This window comes from Chryseobacterium sp. BGA-UO-ETr-SB22, from assembly GCF_059567885.1.
In genome coordinates this window covers 443,272-466,706 of the sequence record NZ_JCAQOV010000005.1, presented here as the reverse complement: position 1 = coordinate 466,706, position 23,435 = coordinate 443,272, and the positions used below count along the sequence as shown (strand labels likewise).

The following is a 23,435-nucleotide window of genomic DNA, read 5'->3' as shown; positions in this document are numbered from 1 at the left end:
ATTTTTTAATAGTTTATTCGTTTGAAAATTATCTGAAGCCACCTCTGCCTCCGCCGCCGGATCTCATTCCGCCTCCGCCGCCAGAAGAACCACCTCTGAAGCCGCCACCACCGGAGTTGAAGCCGCCGCTAGATCTGAAACCTCCTGAATCATTAGATCTGAAGCCTCCATTATTGTTGTTTCTAGGCTGTGGTTGCTGATAATTATAGTTAGGTCTTGTCTGTGGTGCAGTATTACGGAATCCACCATTGGACTGTGTATTTCTGAAACCACCATTTGAGTTGGAATTTCTGAAACCGCCATTATCTGTGTTTCTAAATCCTCCATTACTATTTCTAAAGCCTCCATTTGAGTTAGAATCTCTGAAACCTCCGTTATTTCCGTTTCTGAAACCTCCATTATTATTTCTGAAACCTGAATTGGCTGTATTGGTTCTGTATACTGCGTTGGCTACACCCGTATTTTGGAATCCACCACCACTGGCACCGCTTCTTCTATAAACAGGTCTGTTGTAGTAGCCACCACCCCAGTAACCGCCTCCGTATCCCCAATAAGGGTTTCCGTAACCGCCCCAGAATGGATCATAATATCCACCATAACCGTATCCCCAGTATGGACTTCCCCATCCGTAAGAGCCTCCCCAGCCCCAGCCGAATGATCCGCCCCAACCCCAGGACATACTTGCACCCCAGCCCCAGCCACGGTTCATGCCCCAGCCCCAATATGGGCTATATCCGCCATAACCGTATCCCCAGTATGGGCTTCCCCATGAATTATCATAGTAGTTGGTTTGAGAACCTGAATAAAGTCCCCAATCGGAATCTGTAGCATTGGAGTTCCAATTAGTATTGGTACCGCTCCAGTCATTATATCTGTTTTGCTGTTCTCTGGAATTCGTCTGTGCATTTTGAATGACATTGGAATCCTGATAATAGTCATAATATTCTCCTACCCTGTTTCCGCTATCATTAATGATAACTCCTTCAGGTAGCGTATCCTTATTGGGGTCGTAATACACCCCATCTGTCTCGCTATACCCTCCCATCTGAGCACCACAAGACACAAGTAACAATCCGCCTGATATAGCCAACACCCCTTTGGATCTTAGCAGACCAAGCAAATTTTTATGTATATTTCTTTTCATGATAACGTAAAAATTTTTAATTTAAATTATATTTGCAATCTGTACCAAAAATGTACCAAAATACTGGTAAAAAAATCTATCAAAAATAGATTTTTATTTTTAGATAACAATAATGTACAATAGTTAAAAAAATTTTAAAAAATAATGGCAAAATTAACCTCAAGAAGCGAAGATTACAGCAAATGGTATAATGAGCTGGTTGTAAAAGCTGATTTAGCTGAAAACTCAGGCGTGCGTGGATGTATGGTGATCAAACCGTATGGCTATGCGATCTGGGAAAAAATGCGTGATGAAATGGATAAAAAGTTCAAAGAAACAGGTCACGTTAACGCATACTTCCCGCTTTTTGTGCCCAAGAGCTTATTTGAGGCAGAGGAAAAGAATGCAGAAGGTTTTGCAAAAGAATGTGCTGTTGTTACTCACTACAGATTAAAAACCGATCCGAACAATCCATCAAAACTGATTGTAGATCCGGATGCAAAACTGGAAGAAGAACTTATCGTTCGTCCTACTTCAGAAGCTATTATCTGGAATACATACAAAAACTGGATTCAGTCTTATAGAGACCTACCAATATTGATCAACCAATGGGCGAATGTTGTTCGTTGGGAAATGAGAACACGTCTTTTCTTAAGAACTGCAGAATTCCTATGGCAGGAGGGGCACACCGCTCACGCTACAAAAGATGAAGCTGTTGAAGAAGCAGAAAAAATGAATAAAGTATATGCAGATTTTGCAGAAAACTTTATGGCAATGCCAGTAGTTCAAGGATTAAAAACGCCATCTGAAAGATTTGCAGGAGCAGATGAAACATATTGTATCGAAGCATTAATGCAGGATGGAAAAGCTTTACAGGCAGGAACATCTCACTTCTTAGGTCAGAATTTCGCAAAAGCATTTGACGTAAAATTCACCAACAAAGAAGGGAAAATAGAGCATGCATGGGCTACATCATGGGGAACATCAACACGTTTAATGGGAGCTTTGATTATGACACATTCTGATGATTTCGGATTGGTACTGCCTCCTACTCTGGCACCAATTCAAGTGGTGATTGTTCCAATCTTTAAAGGTGAAGAGCAGTTAGAGCAAATCAGTGAAGTAGCATTGGATATTCAGGCTAAACTGAAGGCAAAAGGTATTTCTGTGAAGTTTGATAATGACACTCAGAACAAACCGGGCTGGAAATTTGCAGAATATGAATTGAAAGGAGTTCCTGTAAGAATCGCAATGGGACCAAGAGATTTAGAAAACAAATCAGTGGAAATTGCAAGAAGAGACAATCTGACAAAAGAAGTTCGTTCTATTGACGGTTTGGATACTTATATTGAAGAGTTGTTGAAAACAATTCAGCAGGATCTTTACAACAAAGCTTTCGAATTCAGAAAAGATAACTTTACGAAAGTGGATACTTACGAAGAATTCAAAAAAGTCCTGGAAGAAAAAGGTGGTTTCATCTATGCACACTGGGATGGTACAGCTGAAGAAGAAGAACAGATCAAGGAAGAAACGAAAGCTACGATCAGATGTATTCCTTTAGATGATGATGTAGAAGAAGGAATTTCATTGGTTTCTGGTAAACCATCTGCGAGACGTGTATTATTCGCAAAAGCTTATTAATAATTTTAATGATTTTAAAAAAAATCGTTAATTTTTAAAGAAATATTCAAAAAAAAATGACATTTGGACGGATTTTTGTTTAAATTTATCTCAACATTAATCAAAAAAATTTATTATTATGTCTTTAAATGTCATTGATTTAATTAAAGGACAATTAGGTCCCGCTTTAGTTTCACAGGCTGCATCGCAGTTTGGAGAAAGTGAATCCGGTATTTCTAAAGCAATTGGCGGATTATTACCTGCTGTAGTAGGTGGATTGGCCAATAGTGCAGATAAGCCTGGCGTTGTGGATGCTATTACACAAGCCTCTTCAAGTGGAATTTTAGGAAATTTATTAGGCGGATCGTCTAGCAATCCTATTATCTCTACCTTGTTGTCTTCAATTTTTGGAGATAAAGTAAGTGGATTAGTTAATTCCATTGCCAGTTTTTCAGGAGTAAGCAATACCTCTGCAGGTTCTTTGTTAAACCTGGTGACTGGAGCTACAGTAGGCACAGTAGGAAAATATGCAGCAGACAATAATTTGGGTGCTTCAGGTATTTCCAGCTTACTGAACGATCAGAAAGGCATTATTTCTTCCTTATTGCCGGCAGGTCTTTCTTTGGCTTCCTTTGGATTAGGAGCTGAAAATTGGTTTGGTCAGGCTAAGGAAACTGTTTCTTCGGTAACTTCTACTGCTAAGGATAACATCGCAGAAGGTGTAGCTACAGCAAGAGAAAATGTTTCGGAAGGAGCAAGAGAAATAAGAGAACAATTTAACGATAATAACAACAATAATCAAGGCGGAGGCTCCATATGGAAATGGTTGCTTCCGCTTTTACTGTTACTGGCAGCCGGATATTTCTTGTGGAAACAGTGCGAGAAAAAACAGACCACTACCACAACTACGGCTACGTCTGATTCCGCTACAACAAGTTCTACTGCAGATACTGCTACAACAGGAACTGCAACACCTGTTCCGGCTACAGCTAAAACCGATGAAAACATTGATCTTAACGGAGTGATGTTGAAAGGTTATAAAGGCGGTATGGAAGATCAAATGATTACATTCCTAAAATCCGGAGCTTACAAAAATGCAGCTGATGATTCCGCACTGAAAGATAAGTGGTACGATTTTGACCATGTTAATTTCAAAATGGGAAGTTCTACAGAACTTGAAGCAGGTTCACAAGGACAATTAGATAACCTGGTGGCTATTCTTAAGGCTTTCCCTGATGCAAAAATCAAAGTTGGAGGCTATACTGATAAAACAGGAAATGAAGCTTCTAACGTAAAATTGTCAAAAGCAAGAGCTGAGTACATCAAAGCTGCTTTAGCTAAAGCTGGAGTTGGTGCACAGGTAATTGCTGCTGATGGTTATGGAAGTCAGTTTGCTAAAGTAGATGCTAAAGCTTCTGATGCTGAAAGAGCTGCTGACAGAAAAATGTCTGTAAGATTTGCAAAATAATCTTTAGATTCAATAAAAATTAGATCCCGGAAAGTAATTTCCGGGATTTTTTTTACCATGATGTCTCCTGTTTACATTTATTTAATTAAATTTGTTAGTCATTTCTAACATTTATGAATTTCAATATAAAAAGCGCTTGGCGAAAAGATAAAACATCTCATTCCTTATCAGAGGTTTATTCATCTATCAAAGTTCCTAAAAATGGAAATTTCTGGAGGAAGTATCTTGCATTTGCCGGACCGGGACTGATGATTGCGGTAGGATATATGGATCCGGGAAACTGGGCTACGGATATCGCCGGAGGAGCCCAGTTTGGGTATACTCTATTATCGGTCATTCTTATTTCTAATATTTTTGCAATGGTTCTGCAGCATTTATCCGTAAAACTCGGAGTTGTTGCAGAAAGAGATCTTGCACAGGCCTGCAGAGATCACTTCAGCCCTACTACCAATTTTATTCTTTGGGTATTCTGTGAAATAGCCATTGCCGCCTGTGATCTCGCCGAGGTCATTGGCTCTGCGATTGCCTTAAATCTATTATTTCATATTCCGCTGACCTGGGGAATTGTCATTACCACGGTGGATGTTTTAATTATCCTCTTACTTCAAGCCAAAGGTTTCCGATGGATTGAAAGTATTGTAGGAGGTCTTATATTCATTATCCTGGCCTGTTTCATTTATGAAATTGTGATCTCCCAACCTGCGTTCAACGAAATTCTGGGAGGATTGGTTCCTCAAAAAGAAATCATTACAAATCCTGCCATGCTCTATATTGCTATTGGGATTTTAGGAGCTACAGTCATGCCCCACAACCTGTATCTGCACAGCAGTATCGTACAGACAAGAGATTACACCCGAGATACTGAAGGGAAAAAAGAGGCCATAAAGTTTGCTACCTTAGACAGTACGGTTTCCTTGATGCTGGCCTTCTTCATCAATGCTGCAATACTTATTCTGGCAGCTGCCACATTCCATACAACAGGGAACGAACATGTTGCTGATATTCATGATGCCTACAAAATGCTGACTCCTATTCTAGGTGCTTCAATGGCAAGTATTGCGTTTGCTATTGCTTTACTGGCATCCGGACAAAACTCAACTTTGACCGGTACACTTGCAGGACAGATTGTAATGGAAGGATTCTTGAATATCAAATTAAAACCATGGCTTCGAAGACTCATTACAAGACTTATTGCTGTAATTCCGGCTCTTATTGTCGCTATCCTTTATGGTGAACAGGGAACGACCGAATTATTGGTTTTAAGCCAGGTGATTCTATCCATGCAGCTGAGCTTTGCGGTTGTCCCACTGGTTATGTTTACTAATGATAAAGCCAAAATGGGAGAATTTGTCAATAAACCGTTTCTTAAAATCTGTGTATGGGCAATTTCCATTATTATCATTGTTTTAAACCTATATCTCTTGTATCAAACGTTTATGGGAGAATAAAAAAATACAACTATAGTTTTTAAATTGACTATTGGACATTATTAAATGAATGGTCAATAGTCAATTTTTGTTTTGCAAAGTCAATTATTAATGAGCAAATTTACAAGCAAATCGGATTGATTTATTCACTATTCACCACTACTCATTTTTCTGCCTTAATGTCCTGATTTCAGATTTGGCAGGCTCTTTGTCAAACAATCAGTAAATAAATATTGAATTATGGAAAACCAGGATATTAACGAAGAAAGCATCAATAATCAGGAAGAAAACACTGTTCAGAATGACGCAACATCTCAGGACAATGTGACAGCAGCTCCTTCTCCAGAAGAACTTTTGGCAGAAGAAAAAGACCGTTACATCAGATTGTATGCTGAGTTCGAAAACTATAAAAAAAGAACAAGCAAAGAGAAGATGGAATTCTTCCAGTATGCCAACCAGGAGATGATGGTTTCAATGTTAGGGGTTTTAGATGATTTTGAAAGAGCATTAAAGGAAATCGCTAAAAACGGAAATCCGGCTGACCTTCAGGGTGTGGAACTGATCTATCAGAAATTCAAAAATAAACTTACCGAAAAAGGCCTACAAACAATGGAAGTAAGAGCTGGTGACAGCTTTAATGTTGATTTCCATGAAGCGATTACTCAGATCCCTGCTCCATCGGAAGATTTGAAAGGAAAAATCGTAGACGTTATTGAAACAGGATATACTTTAGGTGATAAGGTAATCCGTTTTGCAAAAGTAGTAACAGGAAATTAAAATTAATAATGATAAATGATGAGTGATAATGGATGAATATTTCACTTATTAGCTTTAAAATATCTTTTATCATTTATCAACAATCAATTATAAAATTGTCATGTCAAAAAGAGATTATTACGAGGTTCTTGAGATCAGCAAATCTGCATCAGCCGACGAAATAAAAAAAGCATACCGTAAAATGGCCATTAAATTTCACCCGGATAAAAATCCTGGTGATAAAGAGGCTGAAGAAAAGTTTAAAGAAGCAGCTGAAGCTTATGAAGTGCTGAGCGACGATCAGAAACGTGCAAGATATGACCAGTTTGGTCATGCCGGAGTAGGTGGAAACGGCGGTTTTGGAGGCGGGGGCTTCGGAGGCGGAATGAACATGGAAGATATTTTCAGCCAGTTTGGAGATATTTTCGGTGGTGGTTTTGGAGGATTCGGCGGTGGCGGCGGTGGTCGTCAGCAGGTAAAAGGTTCTAATTTAAGAATCAGAATCAAGCTGAATCTTGAGGAAATGGTAAACGGTACTCAGAAAACCATTAAAGTTAAAAAAATGAAGATGGCAGAAGGTGCCACTTCAAAAACATGTCCTACCTGTAACGGTTCCGGTGTTCAGCTTAAAGTAATGAATACCATGTTCGGTCAAATGCAGACTCAAACAACTTGTAGTACTTGCCAGGGAATTGGAAAAGTTGCTGACAAGATTCCTGCAGGAGCCAATGCACAGGGTCTTATCAAAGATGAAGAGGAAATCACGATCAACATTCCGGCAGGAGCAAGAGACGGGATTCAGCTTAATGTAAGAGGAAAAGGGAATGATGCACCATTTGGTGGAATTCCGGGAGATTTATTGGTGATCATTGAAGAGGAAGTAGATCAGACGATCAAGAGAGAAGGCGATAATCTTCACCAGGAACTCTATGTTTCTTTTGCTGAAGCAGCTTTAGGAACTAAAAAAGAAATTCCTACTGTAGGTGGAAAAGTAAAAATTACCGTTGATCCGGGAACTCAATCCGGAAAGATCTTAAGATTGGCAGGAAAAGGACTTCCAAGCATCGACAGTTACGGAAAAGGAGATATGTTCATCCACATCAATGTATGGACGCCGCAAAAGCTTACTAAGGAACAGAAAGACTTCTTTGAAAAGCAGATGTCCAGCGGAGAAATGGTTGCAGAACCATCCGGAAAAGAAAAAACTTTTTTTGATAAAGTAAAAGATTTATTCAATTAATATAAAAAGAGACTTTTTACAAGTCTCTTTTTTGTTTAAAGTTCAAAGTTTTAAATTCAAGGTTAAAATCTTGAACCAGATCATAAAAAATCCTGCATTCTTTCGAATACAGGATTTTTTGGTTATTTAATTCTAATTCTGTTTTATTTTTTTGCCGCTAAGGTATAGATTCCCTTTCCTAACGTAAATACGGCAACCGCCCCTAATCCGCCAACAACTCCAAGCGTAAGCTCTTTCAAAACATCCGGCCAGGTGGGAAGTATACCATGAAAAAATTCTATTCTATGTAGAAAAATTCCACCAGCAACCATTATTAAAGCAATTGTTCCTACGACTCCTAATATTTTAATAACAATAGGTAAAGCCTTCACTAATACATGCCCAAGCCTCCCGAAAAAACCTTTATCATTACTTTTTTTTATGAGTTTAAACCCTGCATCATCCATTCTTACGATCAAAGCTACAATTCCATACACTCCAACAGTAGCGATAAATGCAACCAAGCTTGTTACTAAAATCTGCGTAATGAAAGGATGGCTTTCTTCCAATACAGTTCCTAAAGCAATAATAACGATCTCGATTGATAAAATAAAATCCGTTGTAATTGCCGATTTTACTTTCTGTTTTTCTATTTCTTCAGAACTTTTTTCGTCTTCTACAATTTCCTCTATAACTTCATGACCCTTTTTGTCACGGTGAAAAAGAAATTCTATTACTTTTTCAACTCCTTCAAAAGCCAGATAGAATCCTCCAAGGATCAATACATAATTAATAGCTGGAGCATACAACCAATTGAGTAAAAAAACGACAGGCAAAATGATCAGTTTGTTGATAAAAGAACCTTTTGTAATTGCCCATAAAACCGGAATTTCCCTTGAAGAAAGAAAGCCAGTGGCTTTTTCTGCATTTACAGCGAGGTCATCTCCTAAAATTCCTGCTGTCTTTTGGGTAGCAATCTTACTGGTAACTGCTACATCATCCATCAATGCTGCAATATCATCTAAAATTGCAAAAAAGCCTGATGCCATATTTTAATAATTTTTTAATCTTTGTTAAGTTCAGCAAAAATAAATATTTAATTCCGTTTTTGGATTGATAATCTGACAATAATTTTGAAAATTATGAGAACGATAAAGCAACTCTTCGTTTTCAATATTTTATATCTTTGTTTAAAATCTATTCAATGGATGAAAACTGGGAAACCCAATTACAGGGTATATGGCTAAAACTCGGAACAATAAGCAATGAAGAGTTTATTCACCAAATTAAAAATCATACAGAATTATTAACGGATTCCCAGGCTATTGCTGATTTTGAGAAAGCCTGTGCTTTTGACTCAACGGGACACGAAAAGGAAGCAGAACCACTCTACAGATCTGCATTAGATCAAGGACTCACGGGTTTACGAAGAAGAAGGGCAAGAATCCAGCTGGCAAGTACATTAAGAAATAATGGAAAACTGGAAGAAAGCATCCTTATTTTAAGAGAAGAAAAAGCAAATTATTCTGATGAACTGAATGATGCTGTTGATTCTTTTCTCGCCCTTTCCCTTTCTTCAGCAGGAGAATACAAAGAAGCATTATCACTAACCCTAAAAGCCATTTCCAAACATCTTCCCAGGTATAATAACTCTCTGAAACGCTATGCTGAAGACCTATAATTCTTCAGATAAATTCTGAAATGATTACCCGCTGAGTATTCAACCCCTTACAGGTAACAAATTATACACTACTGGCATAACAAAAATCTGCTTACTTTTAACCGTTTTTAAAATCTGATACTATGCGACGTCAATCTTCTATTTTAGTCTTACTATATTCTCTTTTTATGTTCAGTATATTCTGTTCACCTCTAAAAGCACAGACTGAAACGAAGATCAACACTATTGATCAGGAAAAGAAAAAACAGGAAATAGATAGTATCATAAGAGCCTATGCAGCTATTAATAAATTTAATGGAACTGCCTTAATTCATTATCAAAATAAAATCATTTTTGAAAAGTCTTACGGCTGGCAAAATGTAGAAAAAAAGATACCGAATCAGGACGAAAGCATCTATCAGATCGCCTCTTTGACCAAATCTTTCACAGCACTAATGATTATGAAGCTAAGTGAAGAGGGAAAACTTTCTGTACATGATCCTATCTCAAAGTTTATTCCCGATTATCCGAGAGGAAATGAAATTACTATTGAGCATCTTCTTACCCACACCTCGGGAATTTATGAGGCTTTGAGAAATAAGGAGTATTTCCGTATCCTTCACACCAGAGAAATCATCACCAAAAATAAAGAACTTTCTTTTTTTAAAAATGAACCGCTGGATTTTGAGCCAGGCACTCAATTCTCGTATACCAATTCAGGGTATATTCTACTGGGAATTATTATTGAGAAAGCAACAGGACTTTCTTATGAAGATGCAGTAAGGAAAACGATATTAAACCCTCTGAAGATGACTCATACAGGCTTTAATTATCTAACTCTGAAAAGCCCATATAAAACGATTCCCTATTCTTATATTTCAAAAACAAAACAAGAAAAAACAGAAATATGGAATTCTTCATTAACGGGGCCTGCAGGACAGATTTACAGTACGGCTGAAGACCTGTACAATTATTACAAAGGATTAAGGGACTATACAATTGTATCCAAAGAAACATTTAAAAAAGCTACAACACCTTATTTGAGCGGCTATGGTTACGGATGGTTTATTGATGATCTTTATGGGAAAAAACTCATCAACCATGGCGGAAATATAGAGGGCTCTACAAGCTATTTCGCTATGCTTCCTGAAGAGGATCTCAGTATTATTCTTCTCAATAATATCACGAGTAAAAAGCTGGAAAAAGCTGGGAACACTATTTTAGCAGCCCTTTTAGATCAAACCTATACTCTTCCCCAGCCTAAGAAAGAAGTCACTTTAAGTACTGATTTACTTAAAAAATATGCCGGTAATTATAAACTTGCGGACAATAGTATTATTCATATTCTGTACGAAAATGGCCAGCTCTTTATTCAGAGCAATACTAACCCAAAAGTGAGAATGCTGGCTGAAAAAGAGAATGAATTTTTCCTGCAGGATGATGACAGCGAAATTTCTTTCATTTTCAAAAAGGCAGAAAAAGATGCAGTTATGATCAAAAAAGGACTTTCATCAAAAACCGCTGAAAGGCTTTAATTTTAATAGTGATCATTGGTAATACATCTATTTTTTTGTAAATTTAATTAATGAAAAGGCTCATTCTCAGGTATCATTTTTTCGTTATGGGATGCATTGGTTTCGTCCTGCAGTCCTGCAATACGAAATTCAGAGTCTGGGTGGGTCCCGGAGGCCAGCAGAAAATTTATAATTTGAAATACGGCGAGCATAAAAGACAGAAAATGGATGTCTTTCTTCCGAAAGATTATGCTGAAGATTCTCCCGTAGTTCTTATCATTCATGGCGGAGCGTGGACTTTAGGTAAAAAGGAGCACATGATACAGGTTCAGAAAATGCTTTTTGAAAACAAGATTCCGAGTATCAGTATGAATTACCGATTGGTTTCTGCCAAGAAAAAAATCACTTACAAAGAGCAGCTTGAGGATATTGGTCTGGTGGTTGAAAAATTCAATTCTTTAACCGACAAAGCAGAACTTCAGCCCAACAATTATATTCTTCTGGGAGAAAGTGCCGGCGGACATCTGGCGTTACTTTACGGATATCAGCATTCTGATCAGATCAAAAAGATTATTTCTCTCAGCGGACCTACAGATTTTTACAGTTCTGAGTATCTTAACTCTTTTTATTCCAAATATACTTCTCTCACTTTTCAGAAGGTAGTAGGCAGTAAATTTGAAAGGAAAAATGTTTCTGAAGCCTTTAAGGAAGCCAGTCCTATTGCGAATATTACCAATGTTCCTACCTTACTGTTTCAGGGGAATAATGATTTTCTGGTCAATCAGCATCAGGGAATTGCCATGGATTCAGCGCTTACCAAGATGAACGTTCCCCACAAATTTATCTTCATGAAAGGAGCAGGTCATGCTCCAAGGTTCTTCAGTAAAAGAAAGAGAGACAGTATCATCTATCCCAATATTCTGGAATGGATTAAAAAATAGCTATTATTTAATGCAATAAATAATTAAACTACTATTTTAAACAATTCATTCATAAGAATCTTTTAAGTATCCAGCATAAAAAATTTTTGTCTGGTAGATCTATTTAAAAAACGCTACGTTCGTAAAGAAATTTTAAAGCTTATATTCTATCAATCGCAAAGACACTTCGTTCAGCGAGGCAAATTACTTAGCTAAGTGAAGCGCCTCTGCGAACGAAAAGTAACGGATCATAATAATAACCTTGCGAGCTTTGCGTGGTAAAAAAAACATTTCTCATACATAAAAAAGCCGCCTCATTTCTGAGACGGCTGTATATTTTTGATTGAATTAATTCTTATTCAAAGTCCTGATCTTCATATTTGGAAAGATCTTCTTTTTTCCCGAATACAAACTTGAAAATTACAGGAAGAGTTGTTACCAATACAATGACGATGATAATGTACTCCAGTTTTTCTTTTAAGTTGATTCCAAACTGCTCCATAAACAACTTGTCCAGATAATGTCCGGCAAAGATCAGAATGAATGACCATAATATAGCACCAATAACATTATCTCTTAAGAATTCCTTTTTATCCATCTTCACAATTCCAGCTACAATGGGAGTAAAAGTTCTCACCACAGGTAAGAATCTCGCCATAATAATAGCTAATGCACCGTGTTTTTCAAAGAAATCATGAGCCTGATAAAGGTATTTTTTCTTGAAAAGCATTGAATCTGGTCTTTTATATAATGCAGGTCCTGCTTTTCTTCCAAAGTAATATCCTACTTCGTTCCCGATAATGGCGGCAATAGCAACTCCTGAAGCTAATATTGTGGTATCTAAGAAATCACTTCCTGTAGATCCAAAAGTCTCTTTGATGATTTCAACAGCATAAATCCCCGAAACAAACAAAAGTGAATCTCCAGGCAGGAAGAACCCTACAAAAAGACCTGTTTCAGCAAAAATAATAAATAAAATAAGCCAAAACCCTCCCATTTTAATATAAAACTCCGGGTTTAATAAATCCTTCCAGCTATTGAAATCTTCCATAAATATCGATGAACAACAAAAGTAAGCCTAAAATGTCTGAAACAAAAATTAATTATAAGATTTTAACTAAAATTCAAACATGATTTTTATAAGTCGAGATCATCATCCGAAACTGCCGTCCCATCGGCCATTAAGAATGCTTTTAAGAATGGGGTAAGATTCCCATTCATTACCGCGTCCACATCTGAAGTTTCATGACCTGAACGTACATCTTTTACCAATTTGTAAGGGTGCATCACGTAATTTCGGATCTGGCTTCCCCACTCGATCTTCATTTTATTGGCTTCTATCTCGTTTCTTGCCTTCAAACGCTCTTCCAGTTCCATTTCATATAATCTTGAACGAAGGAGCTGCATAGCTTTTTCTTTATTCTGAAGCTGGGAACGGGATTCTGAGTTTTCAATGATAATTCCGGTTGGTGCGTGACGAAGACGTACAGCTGTTTCTACCTTGTTTACGTTCTGTCCTCCTGCTCCGGAAGACCTCATCGTTTCAAAGGATATATCAGCAGGGTTAATATTAATTTCGATCGTATCATCTACTAAAGGATAAACGTATACGGAAACGAAACTTGTATGACGTTTCGCGTTACTGTCGAAAGGCGAAATTCTTACTAAACGGTGCACTCCATTTTCACCTCTTAAATATCCAAAAGCAAATTCGCCTTCTATTTCAAGGGTAACAGTCTTCACTCCTGCAACTTCTCCTTCCTGGAAGTTTAATTCACGGATTTTATATCCCTGTTTTTCTGCCCACATCGTGTACATTCTCATCAGCATAGCTGCCCAGTCGCAACTTTCTGTTCCTCCTGCTCCTGCAGTGATTTGAAGAACAGCAGAAAGTTCATCTCCCTCATTGGAAAGCATGTTTTTGAACTCAAGATCCTCAATTTTTTCAACCAATTGAGGGAAAGTCTCATCCAGTTCTTTTTCAGAATCCGGATCTTCTTTAGCAAACTCAAGTAAAACCTGCAAATCTTCAAACTGCGTCTGAATTTCGTCATAGCCCTCCACCCATTTTTTCTTGGAACGAAGTTGTTTTAAAAATGCTTCAGCAGTTTTCGGGTTGTCCCAAAATTCAGGAGCTGCTGTTTTTTCATCATCGTTGGCTATTTCTATTTTCTTTTTTTCAATCTGAAGGTATCTGTGTAAGTCTTCAATTCTGGATTGAACTTCTTTTATATGGTCGTTGTTAATCACGAATGTTTCTTTTTGCAAAAATAGGGAATTCTTTTAGAGTGGAGAGGTTTGAGTTGAGAGTTAAGAGATTTTTGGAACAATGAGATGCAGAAAAATAATTAATAAGTAATTATTCATTAATTATTTCGGCTTCAAAGCTTCTTCTAAGATATTCTTTTGATTGTTTACATTCCGATTTGAAACCTACCATAGTTAAAACATACACAAACAACAGCATACATAAAGGAAGAAAAAATTCTACGGATATTTCTTTTGCTCTTATATCTCTTATGGAAAAACCTATGAAGATAAGCAGGGCAAAAGAACACCAAACGATTAAAAAAAATAATACAAATGCATGTAATGACATAGTAACCTGTATTTTTGTCCCATCACTTTCTTTTTGAATTCTGCCATTTATTTGAGGAAGAAAAGAATTTCTGTATTGAATAACTTTGTTGATTTCAAAGCTATTATTATTTACAGATCCTTCATATTCTTTTATATAATTCTTTCCTAAACCAAACTTTTTAGGTTCTACAAAACCGGAAAGTCTTGTTAAAACTTCCTTTTCAGATAAATTTGTTTTGTAAATAATGCGTTCGTAAGGTATGTATTTCATTGGTTCACCACTTTATTTTAAATCATATCAGCCATTATTTCACCCATCTTCGGAGCCAGTGCCACTCCCATTCCTGAAAGTCTTACGGCACAAAACTGTCTTCCTGAAAGTTGTTTTACAATAGGTGATTTTTCATCACCCATGGCCATGATTCCTGACCAACGGAGTGCTATTTTAAAGTCTTTATGCGGAAGTATGACTTCTTTTAAAAAGTTTTCCAAATGATGTTGCAGAAATTCTGTCGTTTCAAAAGCCGTTGTTTCTTCTGTTTCAAAATCCTGATTTCTTCCGCCACCCAGTAACACTTGATTTCCGACATTTCTAAAATAATAATACCCTTCATCATAGTGAAAAGTTCCTTTCAGCTTCAATCCTTCTATAGGTTCTGTCAGAAGAATCTGTCCACGGGCAGGAATGATATTTTCATTTTCCAGGAATCTGGAAGTGAATGCATTGGTACAATAGATTATTTTATCTGCTTTTACAGAAAGATCATCAGAAAGACAAACCTCAACATTATTGATAGTTTCTTCAATATTCGTGACCTCTGTTCCGAATAAAAATTCAACTTTCAATTCATAGCATTTCTCCAGAAGTTTTTGTAATAGTTTCCCTGAATGCAGGCTTCCTTCACATGGATTTTCAATCAGAAACCGAGATTTCCCCAATCCGAATTCCTTTATTTTATCCTGTTTCAAAGAGTAGGTTTCTCCAAATCCGGTAATAGGTTTTAACTTTTCATTGATCTCATTGATATGAAGCAAAGGTTCTTCATTATTTAAAATTTCATAGCCTCCATTGAGTTCAAAGTCGATTTCATCACTTTTAAAATACTGTTTGATCTTCTGAAGACCATCAAACCTCATTCTAACAAGATCTAAAGTTTTTTCCCAGCCCATCTTTTGCGAATCGGCAATCACTTCTGTGAGGCTACCAAAACAGGCAAATCCTGCATTTCTCGTTGAAGCACCCAACGGAATTGCATTCCGTTCAATAATGAGAACAGATTTCTCAGGATATTTTTCTTTAATGGATATGGCAGTCCAGAGCCCGGAAAATCCGGCACCAATAATGATAACCTCTCTTTTTCTGTAGAAAGTGTCCAATTCCCAGATGCTGTTCATGAGTATTTTTTTGTAAAATGTATTAATGAAGGATACAGATCTGATAAAAGACAGATAGTAAAACTTTAGACCTCAAACATTAAACCTTGAACTTTCTTATCCCTTATCTTTCTCCTCATCATTATGTGAAAATCCAATAGCTCTTCTTGGCTCTTCAACAATTCTGTAGGTTTCCAGTTCGCTTTTTAGGGCCTGAATTCTAAACTGAAAATCATCAAAATTGTTGATAATAGCATCAGCCAGGAATCGGGCTACCTGATCAAGATATTCTTCGGTAAGCTTAGAAGCAGCATCTCTTAAAGCTCTGTTTAAAAGGTTCTGATCAATTTTCAGTTTTTCATTTCTGGTTTTTTGGTACAGATTTTTGATTCTTTTCTTTAAGCTTTGGGTAAAATCGATCAGCATTGTATTGCTGAAAGCCTTCATTTTTGCAGAGGATTCATGCCAGAAAGGGATTTTATCTGCTTTGTTGTTTTTAAGTATTTTATACAGTAAAGAATCTTCTTCAAGACCTCTCGTCATTGCATATAAAATGATCTCCGAACGTTCTGAAGCGTTGGGTGGAAAGATAGGAATCATTACATCAAATCTTCCCGGAGCAAGAATTTCTTCATCTATTTCTGAAACAGAATTGGCAGAACCCACCATTAAAACGCCTTCTTTTTCAAATTTTCCTATATAATGAAGAATAAGTTCCTGAGCTTCCAGATTACACGATGCAATATCGGTTTCAGCTTTTCGCTGCATCATAATTTCATCAAAATCATCCAGGAAAAGGAGCATTTTATTTTCTTTCATAATGCTCAGCAGAAAATCACTGAAATTGATTTCATTTCCGTCAATCAGTGAAGTTCCTAAATAGTGTTTTTTGACTTCTTTGAACTGGTAGCCAATGATTTCAGCAATCTTATTGGCCCAAAATATCTTACCGCTTCCCGGAGGACCATAGAGTACTATTCCTGCAGGTTTGTTGATTCCCCAGTCTTTGATCTGCTGTGGATTCAGGAATGGCTCCAGCACTGTAGATGTATAAAAGAACACATCTCTGTATCCTATAAAGTCCCTTTGCTGCAGGCTGGTTTTGTGTCCGAAATAATCATAAACAAACTGGTAGTTTCCACCCAATTTGTTATCAATTCCATAGCTTGATATTGAGGATTTGAAAAAACCGTTATCAAAAATATTAAGGTTGTTATCTTTAATCACTTTTTCAACCTTTTCTTTAGGCTGATTGATGACCTCGGCAATCTGTTCAAGAGTTTTATTTTTATCCAGGTCTTTTTCATATAACCTTAGAAAATCTATATTTTCCCGGGCAAATTTTTCAAAATCTTCTTTTACTTCAAAATTGGTACTGATGCATTCTACCAATTCCAGATCGAAATCCTGTATAAACTGTTTTATGGCTTCTGCAGAAACATTGAGTTCTTCTGCCAGTTGAATTAGCTTCATAAGTCTTGATTAATTCTATCAAATTTAATGTATTTACACCAAATTCATATTGATTTATGATAATTCTGTAACATTATCTAATTTAGATAGACTACTACTATGTAAAACAAATTACATGGAAAAGATTTTATCAGTAAAAAATTTGACGAAAAAATTCAAAAGAGTTGTGGTCAACAATATCTCTTTTGACGTTGAAAAAGGAAATGTCTATGGCCTCCTGGGTCCCAACGGAAGCGGAAAATCCACTACTTTTGGAATGCTGCTTTCAACCATCAACCCTACCAGCGGAGATTGGTTTTGGTTCGGTAAAAAAGGAACTGATCCGGAAACTTTAAAAAGAATTGGAGCCATTATAGAACAGCCCAACTTCTATCCTTATTTAAGTGCAGAAACGAACCTTAAAATTGTGGCGGAAATTAAAAATACTCCCTATTCAAGGATTGATGAAGTTTTGAAAACCGTTAATCTGTATGAGAGAAGAAAAGATACTTTTAAAACCTTTTCTTTGGGAATGAAACAACGTCTGGCTATTGCTTCCGCCATGCTGAACAACCCGGAAGTGATGATCTTAGATGAACCAACCAACGGATTGGATCCTGAAGGAATTATTCAGATCAGAGAAATCATCAGTGAAATTGCAAAACAGGGAATCACGATCATTATTGCCAGCCACCTTTTGGATGAAATAGAAAAAATATGCAGCCATGTGATTGTTTTAAAAGAAGGAAACTCCATCTACTGCGGAAGAGTGGACGAAATGACTTCCAACAATGGCTATTTTGAATTGAAAGCAGATAACAATACACTACTTTTCAATACGCTGAATGAACTACCATGGTTTAGTTTCGTCAATCAGGACAGGGATTATATTAAAGCCCAGATCCGTGATGATGCATCCATTTCAGCTTCGGCACTGAATCAGAAACTGGCGGAGAAAGGGATTTTCTTGTCTCATTTGGCCAAGAAAAAACTATCTCTTGAATCTCAATTCCTTGAACTTGTAAAAAACACCAATTAGTCATGATAAAATTATTAAAACTGGAATACTACAAAAACCTGAACTATAAGCCGTTCAAAGTTTTTACGATATTATATTTTGCTATTCTTATTGCTTTACTTTTCATTGGATTGGTTGATTTTGATCTTTTCGGAGGAACCATTAACTTAAAGGAGCAAGGGATTTATAATTTCCCGGAAATCTGGAATTTCACCACATGGATTGTTGCTTTATTGAAGATTTTCCTGGGACTGATCATTGTTTTCTCTATTTCGCAGGAATTCAGTAACCGGATGTTTAAACAGAATACGATTGATGGCTTAAGCAGAAAAGAATTCATCACTTCAAAACTACTGACGATAAGTATCTTTACCATTGTTTCTACAGTAATTGTATTTGGTCTTACCATATTTCTGGGTTATCAATATTCAAATACAAAAGAATCTACAAAAGTTTTTGCAGAGATTTTCTTCATTGGAAATTACTTTGTAAAGCTATTTACTTTCTTTTCTTTCTTAATGTTCCTTTCTATTTTGCTGAGAAAATCAGTGTTTGTATTTCTTGCCCTTTTTGTGTTCTGGATTGGTGAAGGAATTCTAACAGCCCTTGAAGTGTATTCAAAAGTAAAAGGAATGCAGGGGCCGCAAAGAAATGATATTCTTCAGAATGACTTTTTCATCACGCATCTTTTACCATTGGAAAGTATGTCCAGCCTTATTCCTAATCCAATGATGAGATTAAATATGGCTAAAATGATGGGCGTAAAATATGAGTTCCACTACCCTACGGAAAGTCTTATCGCATGTTTGGTGTGGTCTGCCATTTTCATATTCGGATCTTACTGGATTTTGAGAAAAAGAGATTGGTAGGTTTCAATGATTAGAATTTAAAGATTATTTTTAAGTGGTTCGTTTTCGAATCACTTTTTTTTGGCTTAAAATTTTCATTAGGTTTCGCTAAAACTATCCATGAAAAAAATATACTACATTCCGGGACTGATTAGTGCCATTCTGATTCCAGTTTTATTCTGGTATTATGGAAATCAGAAGTTTGAAGACATTAACGTTTCTGTGATGGATATTGGACTTCCCGCCAAATTAAAGGAAGATAGAAGCAACGATATGTATTCTTTTGAATCTGCAAGAAACTGGAATTACAAAAAAATAAAAGTAGCTCCCAACACGGCTAAACAAAACTCAAAATTGTATGTTTCTGAACTAAGAAACCTCCCAAAAAGAAATGAGAAAGAGTCTGGTATTGAGTTTATTTTAGATCAAAATAATACCTATGGTGATTTTATCTCAGTTTTGAATGATCTGGCAATAGCCAAACAAGAACAATATGCAGTTGATCTAGAGAAAACAGGACATATTTTTGCTGTTTATAGCTATATTGACCCCAATCCTAACCCTCTCGAATATAAATGTTTGCTTTGTAACGATACTATAGTGGGGCCTTTGGAAACTAATATGTTTGGATTATCTATTTATGAGAAAATAACAACAACTTTTACAACTCTTCCGAAAGAGTCCTTCTATGTAATTTTCGGATTTCTTATATTTCTGAATATCTCTATGCTCAGCATTAAAGAGCTATTTCAATTGCATCATTAATTCAAAATAAAAAGGCTGCCATCTGGCAGCCTTCCTTTCACATTACTTTTTATCTAACAACGGAAGATATTTTCCGTATCCTTTTGTTTCCATTTCAGCTTTTGGAATAAACTTCAGAGAAGCACTGTTGATACAGTAGCGAAGTCCTCCTTTATCTGTAGGACCGTCTGTGAAAACGTGTCCCAAGTGGGCATCACCGGTTTTACTTCTTACCTCTACTCTGTCCATTCCGTGGGTACGATCCAGTTTTTCATCAATCAAAGCCTTTGTAATCGGTTTTGAGAAGCTTGGCCATCCACAGCCGGATTCAAATTTGTCTGTAGAAATAAACAAAGGTTCTCCTGTGGTAATATCTACATAAATTCCTTCACGGGTTTCATTCCAGTATTCATTCTGGAAAGGTCTTTCCGTACCGTTTTCCTGAGTTACGTTATATTGTTCTGCGGACAATTTTTCTTTTAAAACTTTTTTATCCTGTTTTTGATAGGCTGGCTTTGGAAGTGGATTTGCTTTTTTCGCCATTTCAAAAAGTCCCGGTTCAATGTGGCAGTACCCTCCCGGATTTTTATCCAGATAATCCTGATGATAATCTTCTGCTCTGTAGAAATTTTTTAATGGAATCGTTTCCACCAATAAAGGTTTATTATAGTTTTTTGCCAGTTTCTGAACTTCATCTTTTACAACCGCTTCATCTGTTTTGTTGGTGAAATAAATTCCTGTTCTGTACTGGTTTCCTCTGTCATTTCCCTGCTGATCTTTACTGGTAGGATCAATGGTTTTAAAATAAAGGTCAATTAAGAGTTTCAGATCTACCTGCTCAGGATCATACTTCACTTTCACTGTTTCAGCAAAACCTGTTGTATGACTTACCACTTCTTCATAGGTAGGATTTTGAGTATTTCCGTTGGCATACCCCACATCTGTTCCTACAACCCCACGAATCTGTTGAAAAAAATGCTCTGTTCCCCAGAAACATCCTCCTGCAAAATAGATCTCTTTAACGTTTTTATTATCCATAATTTTCTCATTTTCTTTTTTTACTTCCACTTCATTGGGCTTCGTTTTCTTAAAAAGCCCGGATCCTGCAGCAAATACTGCTATACCCAGAACAATTCCGAGTACAATTAATATATTTTTCATATTTACTTTTTTATTCATTACTTATTATTTTGAACGATCATTAATCCAAATCCTAAGAGCATCAGGTCTTTTATAATAAAGAAATCTGTCACAGGAACTCCATCCACCACTTTCCACATTCCCGGCGTTGTAAACAAATAGCTTAATGTTACCAGAAAAGTGACAATCATTCCTATTCCTGCATACTTTTTCAGTACAGCAAATTTCGCACTAAATATGAGGAGTAAGGCAATGATAATTTCTATCGCTCCGATAAGATTTGACACTGCCTGGACGCTTATGATTTTATATACGAAAAAAGTTAAGAAATGGTTTTCCACCAAAGGTTTTATTGCAGCAGCTTCTGTAGGGGTAAATTTGAAAATACCGATCCACAGTAAAATAAGTGCTGCTCCGAAAAGCGAGACGTAATACCCTGTTCGGGTGAATTGATTTTTAGATTTCTGTACTGTTCCGACCATGTTTTAAGATTTTAATTGAATACTTTATTGTTTTCAATAGTATAGTCGGAGCCTTTTTACAATCCTGACAGAATTTTTCTTAGAAATTCAATTTATCGATCATTTTATTTTTAAAATCCTGAATTTCAGACTCATTTATTTCAGTTTTTTGTTCAGAAAATGTCTTTTTAAAAACTTGATCCAGAAGAGCTAGCTTTTCATTGTACATTCTGCACCATTTGCAGATCATCAGGTGCATGCTCAGCATCCTGTTTTCTTTGGCAGAAATAGATTGGGCATTTCGTTTTTCCATGAGCAGGGTTGCTTTGCTGCATGGTAAAAATAGTATATGTAATATCTTTCTTATCATTACTTATGATCTTGAAAACCAGTTAAACTCCAGACACTCTCTTAGCTGCATCCGGCTTCTTTGAAGGATCTTCCAAAGGTTAGTCGTAGAAACATTCAATTCCTGACTTACTTCCGGTGCTTTTTTTTCTTCTATATAATACATTTTAAGCAGGATCTTCCACCTGGAGGGCAATTCCTCAATGCATTCCTCCAATGTTTTGTTAAAATCATGATTGTCTAAAAGTTCATCTCCCTCTCCCGATACATTCCAGTCATTCAAAACATCATTATTTTTCCATGATCCTGTTTCATCAAAAAAATGATCCAGTCTGATATTGGGCTCTGATTTATATTTTTTCCTATAAAAATCAGCAATTTTCCTATTCAGAATAGCCATCAGCCAGGTGAGGGGCTGACTTTTCGCTTCAAAAGAATCATATCCAGAGTAAGCGGCAAGAAAAACCTCCTGAACAACGTCCTGAGCATCTTCTTTATTCGAAAGCAGATACAGCGCTTTTTTCAGGAGAGGTCCTGAATATTGTTCTATCCAGCTTTTCAGAATTTCATTTTTCATCATGGGAAAGGATGTTTTTTATCTTTATCAGATCATCACGAAGGTAGGAAGTTAAACGGATAACTCCAAAATTATAGAGTTCATCATTTATTTCAAATACTCCAAACCTTATAAGTTTATTCAACTTCACTATTTTTAAAGGTTATTATTTCATATAACCTGATTTTATAAAAAATGTATGATGTTCGTTTTTCGAATAATTGATGCTGATTATTTCTTTCAAAGCTGCTTTTTTATCTGCGGCCTTTTCATAATAACTCTTACAGATTGCATATCCTACAAAATAGGCAAGATCTGCGGGTTTATCTTTGGAGGGACTTCCGTTGTACATCCATTGATCTGTATCGTATTGATACATCTCCTTTTTAAAATCTGACCAAAGCTGTTCTTCATGCTGTTTGCCATAATCCATATAAGCAATATGGGGTAGTTTACCCAAAAGCTTTTCAGCAACAAAGTCACAGGAGCCTTCCATCAAAGCCCAGCCTAATAAATCAAGATCACGATATTCTTCTTCATTATTCACTCCGTTGATATAGTCCTGCTGTACATGCACCAGCTCATGGGCAATGTTATATTCTGTAGACAGTTTGATCTCCGAATCAGAAAGTGAGGTAAGTGCAGCAACTTCTGTTCCTATTAAAATAAATTCACGGGTTGTCGTTCCGCCTCTGTTAAAAGTACCTATCACAAAGCTGATCTGAGGACTATGAAATGGTGGGTATATTTTTTTAAAAGACGTATACAGTTTTTCTATATCGTAATTCTGCTGTACTATCTTCAACGTCTGCGCACGTACTTTATTCCAGCGCTTTGGTATTGTATTAATACTTCTTACGTAATCTGAAGCATTCATTGTATCCATTTTTATCAGTGCCTTAAGTGCCGGACTTGCTTTCTCCAGATACTCTGAATTGATGATTTCCATCTGTTTCAAAGAGTCCTTAGATTTCTGTACCAGATCATAGGCTTTCCAGAAGTTGGTAACATCCGTATTTGACACGCGTTTTTGAGAATAAACGAATATTGTTAAGAATAAAAATACGACACTATATTTCATAGGAAATTCTTTACGCCAAAATAAAACATTTAAATTGATTCCTAAGAAGATATAAAATAAGAATCTTTTCTCATAGCTCTGCAAGCCTTACAGGTTTATGCAGGGTCTGTAATGAAAGAAACAAAT

General features: G+C 36.5%; 24 protein-coding genes. 11 read left to right on the top strand and 13 right to left on the bottom strand.

The genetic code is table 11. The annotated features are described in order from the left end of the window. Positions 1-28 precede the first annotated feature (28 nt). Positions 29-1,144, bottom strand: coding sequence for a prolyl-tRNA synthetase (locus AC57AW_RS09425; RefSeq protein ID WP_318848210.1), 1,116 nt, complete (start codon positions 1,142-1,144; stop codon positions 29-31). A gap of 144 nt (positions 1,145-1,288) precedes the next feature. Between AC57AW_RS09425 and proS the strand changes: the two genes are divergently transcribed. The 5 genes from proS to dnaJ all read left to right on the top strand — a co-directional run bounded on the left by proS (position 1,289) and on the right by dnaJ (position 7,634). Beyond that, positions 1,289-2,764 (top strand): proline--tRNA ligase, encoded by a 1,476-nt coding sequence (gene proS / locus AC57AW_RS09420; RefSeq protein WP_496351650.1) that lies wholly within the window; start codon positions 1,289-1,291, stop codon positions 2,762-2,764. Positions 2,765-2,882: 118 nt separating this feature from the next. Further along, positions 2,883-4,211 carry a DUF937 domain-containing protein gene (locus AC57AW_RS09415; RefSeq protein WP_496351649.1) on the top strand — a complete coding sequence of 443 codons (1,329 nt, stop codon included), beginning with the start codon at positions 2,883-2,885 and terminating at the stop codon, positions 4,209-4,211. A 113-nt stretch (positions 4,212-4,324) separates the two neighbouring features. Then, complete coding sequence (locus AC57AW_RS09410; protein ID WP_496351648.1) at positions 4,325-5,659, top strand: Nramp family divalent metal transporter; 1,335 nt, start codon at positions 4,325-4,327, stop codon at positions 5,657-5,659. A 219-nt stretch (positions 5,660-5,878) separates the two neighbouring features. Beyond that, positions 5,879-6,415: a nucleotide exchange factor GrpE gene (locus tag AC57AW_RS09405; protein WP_496351647.1), complete on the top strand. Its 537-nt coding sequence runs from the start codon at positions 5,879-5,881 to the stop codon at positions 6,413-6,415. A 100-nt stretch (positions 6,416-6,515) separates the two neighbouring features. Then, entirely contained in the window at positions 6,516-7,634 is a 1,119-nt protein-coding gene (gene dnaJ / locus AC57AW_RS09400; RefSeq protein WP_318848214.1) for a molecular chaperone DnaJ, read from the top strand. Between the two features lie 143 nt (positions 7,635-7,777). On the opposite strand, the gene AC57AW_RS09395 is transcribed toward dnaJ, so the two are convergent. Continuing rightward, entirely contained in the window at positions 7,778-8,662 is an 885-nt protein-coding gene (locus tag AC57AW_RS09395) for a DUF808 domain-containing protein (protein WP_496351646.1), read from the bottom strand. A 155-nt stretch (positions 8,663-8,817) separates the two neighbouring features. On the opposite strand from AC57AW_RS09395, the gene AC57AW_RS09390 reads away from it, so the two are divergent. The 3 genes from AC57AW_RS09390 to AC57AW_RS09380 all read left to right on the top strand — a co-directional run bounded on the left by AC57AW_RS09390 (position 8,818) and on the right by AC57AW_RS09380 (position 11,728). Next, complete coding sequence (locus AC57AW_RS09390) at positions 8,818-9,294, top strand: tetratricopeptide repeat protein (RefSeq protein ID WP_496351645.1); 477 nt, start codon at positions 8,818-8,820, stop codon at positions 9,292-9,294. A gap of 122 nt (positions 9,295-9,416) precedes the next feature. Continuing rightward, positions 9,417-10,808 (top strand): serine hydrolase, encoded by a 1,392-nt coding sequence (locus tag AC57AW_RS09385; protein ID WP_496351644.1) that lies wholly within the window; start codon positions 9,417-9,419, stop codon positions 10,806-10,808. A 50-nt stretch (positions 10,809-10,858) separates the two neighbouring features. Further along, complete coding sequence (locus AC57AW_RS09380; protein WP_496351643.1) at positions 10,859-11,728, top strand: alpha/beta hydrolase; 870 nt, start codon at positions 10,859-10,861, stop codon at positions 11,726-11,728. Between the two features lie 334 nt (positions 11,729-12,062). Here AC57AW_RS09380 and AC57AW_RS09375 read toward each other — a convergent pair whose 3' ends face one another. The 5 genes from AC57AW_RS09375 to AC57AW_RS09355 all read right to left on the bottom strand — a co-directional run bounded on the left by AC57AW_RS09375 (position 12,063) and on the right by AC57AW_RS09355 (position 17,134). Beyond that, positions 12,063-12,758 (bottom strand): DedA family protein, encoded by a 696-nt coding sequence (locus AC57AW_RS09375; RefSeq protein WP_496351642.1) that lies wholly within the window; start codon positions 12,756-12,758, stop codon positions 12,063-12,065. 86 nt (positions 12,759-12,844) lie between these two features. Further along, positions 12,845-13,957, bottom strand: a complete 1,113-nt coding sequence (gene prfB, locus AC57AW_RS09370; RefSeq protein ID WP_318848317.1) for a peptide chain release factor 2 — start codon at positions 13,955-13,957, stop codon at positions 12,845-12,847. A gap of 109 nt (positions 13,958-14,066) precedes the next feature. Continuing rightward, on the bottom strand, positions 14,067-14,558 hold the full coding sequence (locus AC57AW_RS09365; protein WP_496351641.1) for a hypothetical protein: 492 nt from the start codon (positions 14,556-14,558) through the stop codon (positions 14,067-14,069). A gap of 17 nt (positions 14,559-14,575) precedes the next feature. Continuing rightward, positions 14,576-15,682 (bottom strand): NAD(P)/FAD-dependent oxidoreductase, encoded by a 1,107-nt coding sequence (locus AC57AW_RS09360; RefSeq protein WP_496351640.1) that lies wholly within the window; start codon positions 15,680-15,682, stop codon positions 14,576-14,578. Positions 15,683-15,778: 96 nt separating this feature from the next. Next, positions 15,779-17,134, bottom strand: coding sequence for an AAA family ATPase (locus AC57AW_RS09355; protein WP_496351639.1), 1,356 nt, complete (start codon positions 17,132-17,134; stop codon positions 15,779-15,781). 115 nt (positions 17,135-17,249) lie between these two features. On the opposite strand from AC57AW_RS09355, the gene AC57AW_RS09350 reads away from it, so the two are divergent. The 3 genes from AC57AW_RS09350 (at position 17,250) to AC57AW_RS09340 (ending at position 19,744) form a co-directional block, all read left to right on the top strand. Further along, positions 17,250-18,152 (top strand): ABC transporter ATP-binding protein, encoded by a 903-nt coding sequence (locus tag AC57AW_RS09350; protein ID WP_318848221.1) that lies wholly within the window; start codon positions 17,250-17,252, stop codon positions 18,150-18,152. 2 nt (positions 18,153-18,154) lie between these two features. Further along, entirely contained in the window at positions 18,155-19,000 is an 846-nt protein-coding gene (locus AC57AW_RS09345) for an ABC transporter permease (RefSeq protein ID WP_496351638.1), read from the top strand. Positions 19,001-19,099: 99 nt separating this feature from the next. Then, positions 19,100-19,744: a hypothetical protein gene (locus AC57AW_RS09340; protein ID WP_496351637.1), complete on the top strand. Its 645-nt coding sequence runs from the start codon at positions 19,100-19,102 to the stop codon at positions 19,742-19,744. A gap of 42 nt (positions 19,745-19,786) precedes the next feature. Here the strand turns inward: AC57AW_RS09340 and msrB are convergent, their stop codons facing one another. The 6 genes from msrB to AC57AW_RS09310 form a co-directional block, all read right to left on the bottom strand. Further along, positions 19,787-20,884, bottom strand: a complete 1,098-nt coding sequence (msrB, locus tag AC57AW_RS09335; RefSeq protein ID WP_496351636.1) for a peptide-methionine (R)-S-oxide reductase MsrB — start codon at positions 20,882-20,884, stop codon at positions 19,787-19,789. 17 nt (positions 20,885-20,901) lie between these two features. Next, positions 20,902-21,345, bottom strand: a complete 444-nt coding sequence (locus tag AC57AW_RS09330; RefSeq protein ID WP_496351635.1) for a DUF417 family protein — start codon at positions 21,343-21,345, stop codon at positions 20,902-20,904. 79 nt (positions 21,346-21,424) lie between these two features. After that, positions 21,425-21,637 (bottom strand): hypothetical protein, encoded by a 213-nt coding sequence (locus tag AC57AW_RS09325; RefSeq protein WP_496351634.1) that lies wholly within the window; start codon positions 21,635-21,637, stop codon positions 21,425-21,427. 60 nt (positions 21,638-21,697) lie between these two features. Further along, positions 21,698-22,252 carry a sigma-70 family RNA polymerase sigma factor gene (locus tag AC57AW_RS09320; protein ID WP_496351633.1) on the bottom strand — a complete coding sequence of 185 codons (555 nt, stop codon included), beginning with the start codon at positions 22,250-22,252 and terminating at the stop codon, positions 21,698-21,700. Continuing rightward, positions 22,239-22,373: a hypothetical protein gene (locus tag AC57AW_RS09315; protein ID WP_496351632.1), complete on the bottom strand. Its 135-nt coding sequence runs from the start codon at positions 22,371-22,373 to the stop codon at positions 22,239-22,241. Before AC57AW_RS09315 ends, AC57AW_RS09320 begins: the two co-directional genes overlap by 14 nt. A 21-nt stretch (positions 22,374-22,394) precedes the next feature. Further along, positions 22,395-23,252, bottom strand: a complete 858-nt coding sequence (locus AC57AW_RS09310) for a gliding motility protein GldB-related protein (RefSeq protein WP_496351631.1) — start codon at positions 23,250-23,252, stop codon at positions 22,395-22,397. Positions 23,253-23,435: the final 183 nt, after the last annotated feature.

Coding starts and splice junctions, on each gene's coding strand:
- AC57AW_RS09360 (WP_496351640.1), bottom strand. CDS start 15,682: ATGAACAGCATCTGGGAATTGGACACTTTCTACAGAAAAAGAGAGGTT.
- AC57AW_RS09365 (WP_496351641.1), bottom strand. CDS start 14,558: ATGAAATACATACCTTACGAACGCATTATTTACAAAACAAATTTATCT.
- AC57AW_RS09345 (WP_496351638.1), top strand. CDS start 18,155: ATGATAAAATTATTAAAACTGGAATACTACAAAAACCTGAACTATAAG.
- AC57AW_RS09375 (WP_496351642.1), bottom strand. CDS start 12,758: ATGGAAGATTTCAATAGCTGGAAGGATTTATTAAACCCGGAGTTTTAT.
- AC57AW_RS09325 (WP_496351634.1), bottom strand. CDS start 21,637: ATGGAAAAACGAAATGCCCAATCTATTTCTGCCAAAGAAAACAGGATG.
- AC57AW_RS09385 (WP_496351644.1), top strand. CDS start 9,417: ATGCGACGTCAATCTTCTATTTTAGTCTTACTATATTCTCTTTTTATG.
- dnaJ (WP_318848214.1), top strand. CDS start 6,516: ATGTCAAAAAGAGATTATTACGAGGTTCTTGAGATCAGCAAATCTGCA.
- proS (WP_496351650.1), top strand. CDS start 1,289: ATGGCAAAATTAACCTCAAGAAGCGAAGATTACAGCAAATGGTATAAT.
- AC57AW_RS09330 (WP_496351635.1), bottom strand. CDS start 21,345: ATGGTCGGAACAGTACAGAAATCTAAAAATCAATTCACCCGAACAGGG.
- AC57AW_RS09410 (WP_496351648.1), top strand. CDS start 4,325: ATGAATTTCAATATAAAAAGCGCTTGGCGAAAAGATAAAACATCTCAT.
- AC57AW_RS09395 (WP_496351646.1), bottom strand. CDS start 8,662: ATGGCATCAGGCTTTTTTGCAATTTTAGATGATATTGCAGCATTGATG.
- AC57AW_RS09380 (WP_496351643.1), top strand. CDS start 10,859: ATGAAAAGGCTCATTCTCAGGTATCATTTTTTCGTTATGGGATGCATT.
- AC57AW_RS09350 (WP_318848221.1), top strand. CDS start 17,250: ATGGAAAAGATTTTATCAGTAAAAAATTTGACGAAAAAATTCAAAAGA.
- AC57AW_RS09355 (WP_496351639.1), bottom strand. CDS start 17,134: ATGAAGCTAATTCAACTGGCAGAAGAACTCAATGTTTCTGCAGAAGCC.
- AC57AW_RS09415 (WP_496351649.1), top strand. CDS start 2,883: ATGTCTTTAAATGTCATTGATTTAATTAAAGGACAATTAGGTCCCGCT.
- AC57AW_RS09390 (WP_496351645.1), top strand. CDS start 8,818: ATGGATGAAAACTGGGAAACCCAATTACAGGGTATATGGCTAAAACTC.
- AC57AW_RS09405 (WP_496351647.1), top strand. CDS start 5,879: ATGGAAAACCAGGATATTAACGAAGAAAGCATCAATAATCAGGAAGAA.
- msrB (WP_496351636.1), bottom strand. CDS start 20,884: ATGAAAAATATATTAATTGTACTCGGAATTGTTCTGGGTATAGCAGTA.
- AC57AW_RS09425 (WP_318848210.1), bottom strand. CDS start 1,144: ATGAAAAGAAATATACATAAAAATTTGCTTGGTCTGCTAAGATCCAAA.
- AC57AW_RS09340 (WP_496351637.1), top strand. CDS start 19,100: ATGAAAAAAATATACTACATTCCGGGACTGATTAGTGCCATTCTGATT.
- AC57AW_RS09320 (WP_496351633.1), bottom strand. CDS start 22,252: ATGATGAAAAATGAAATTCTGAAAAGCTGGATAGAACAATATTCAGGA.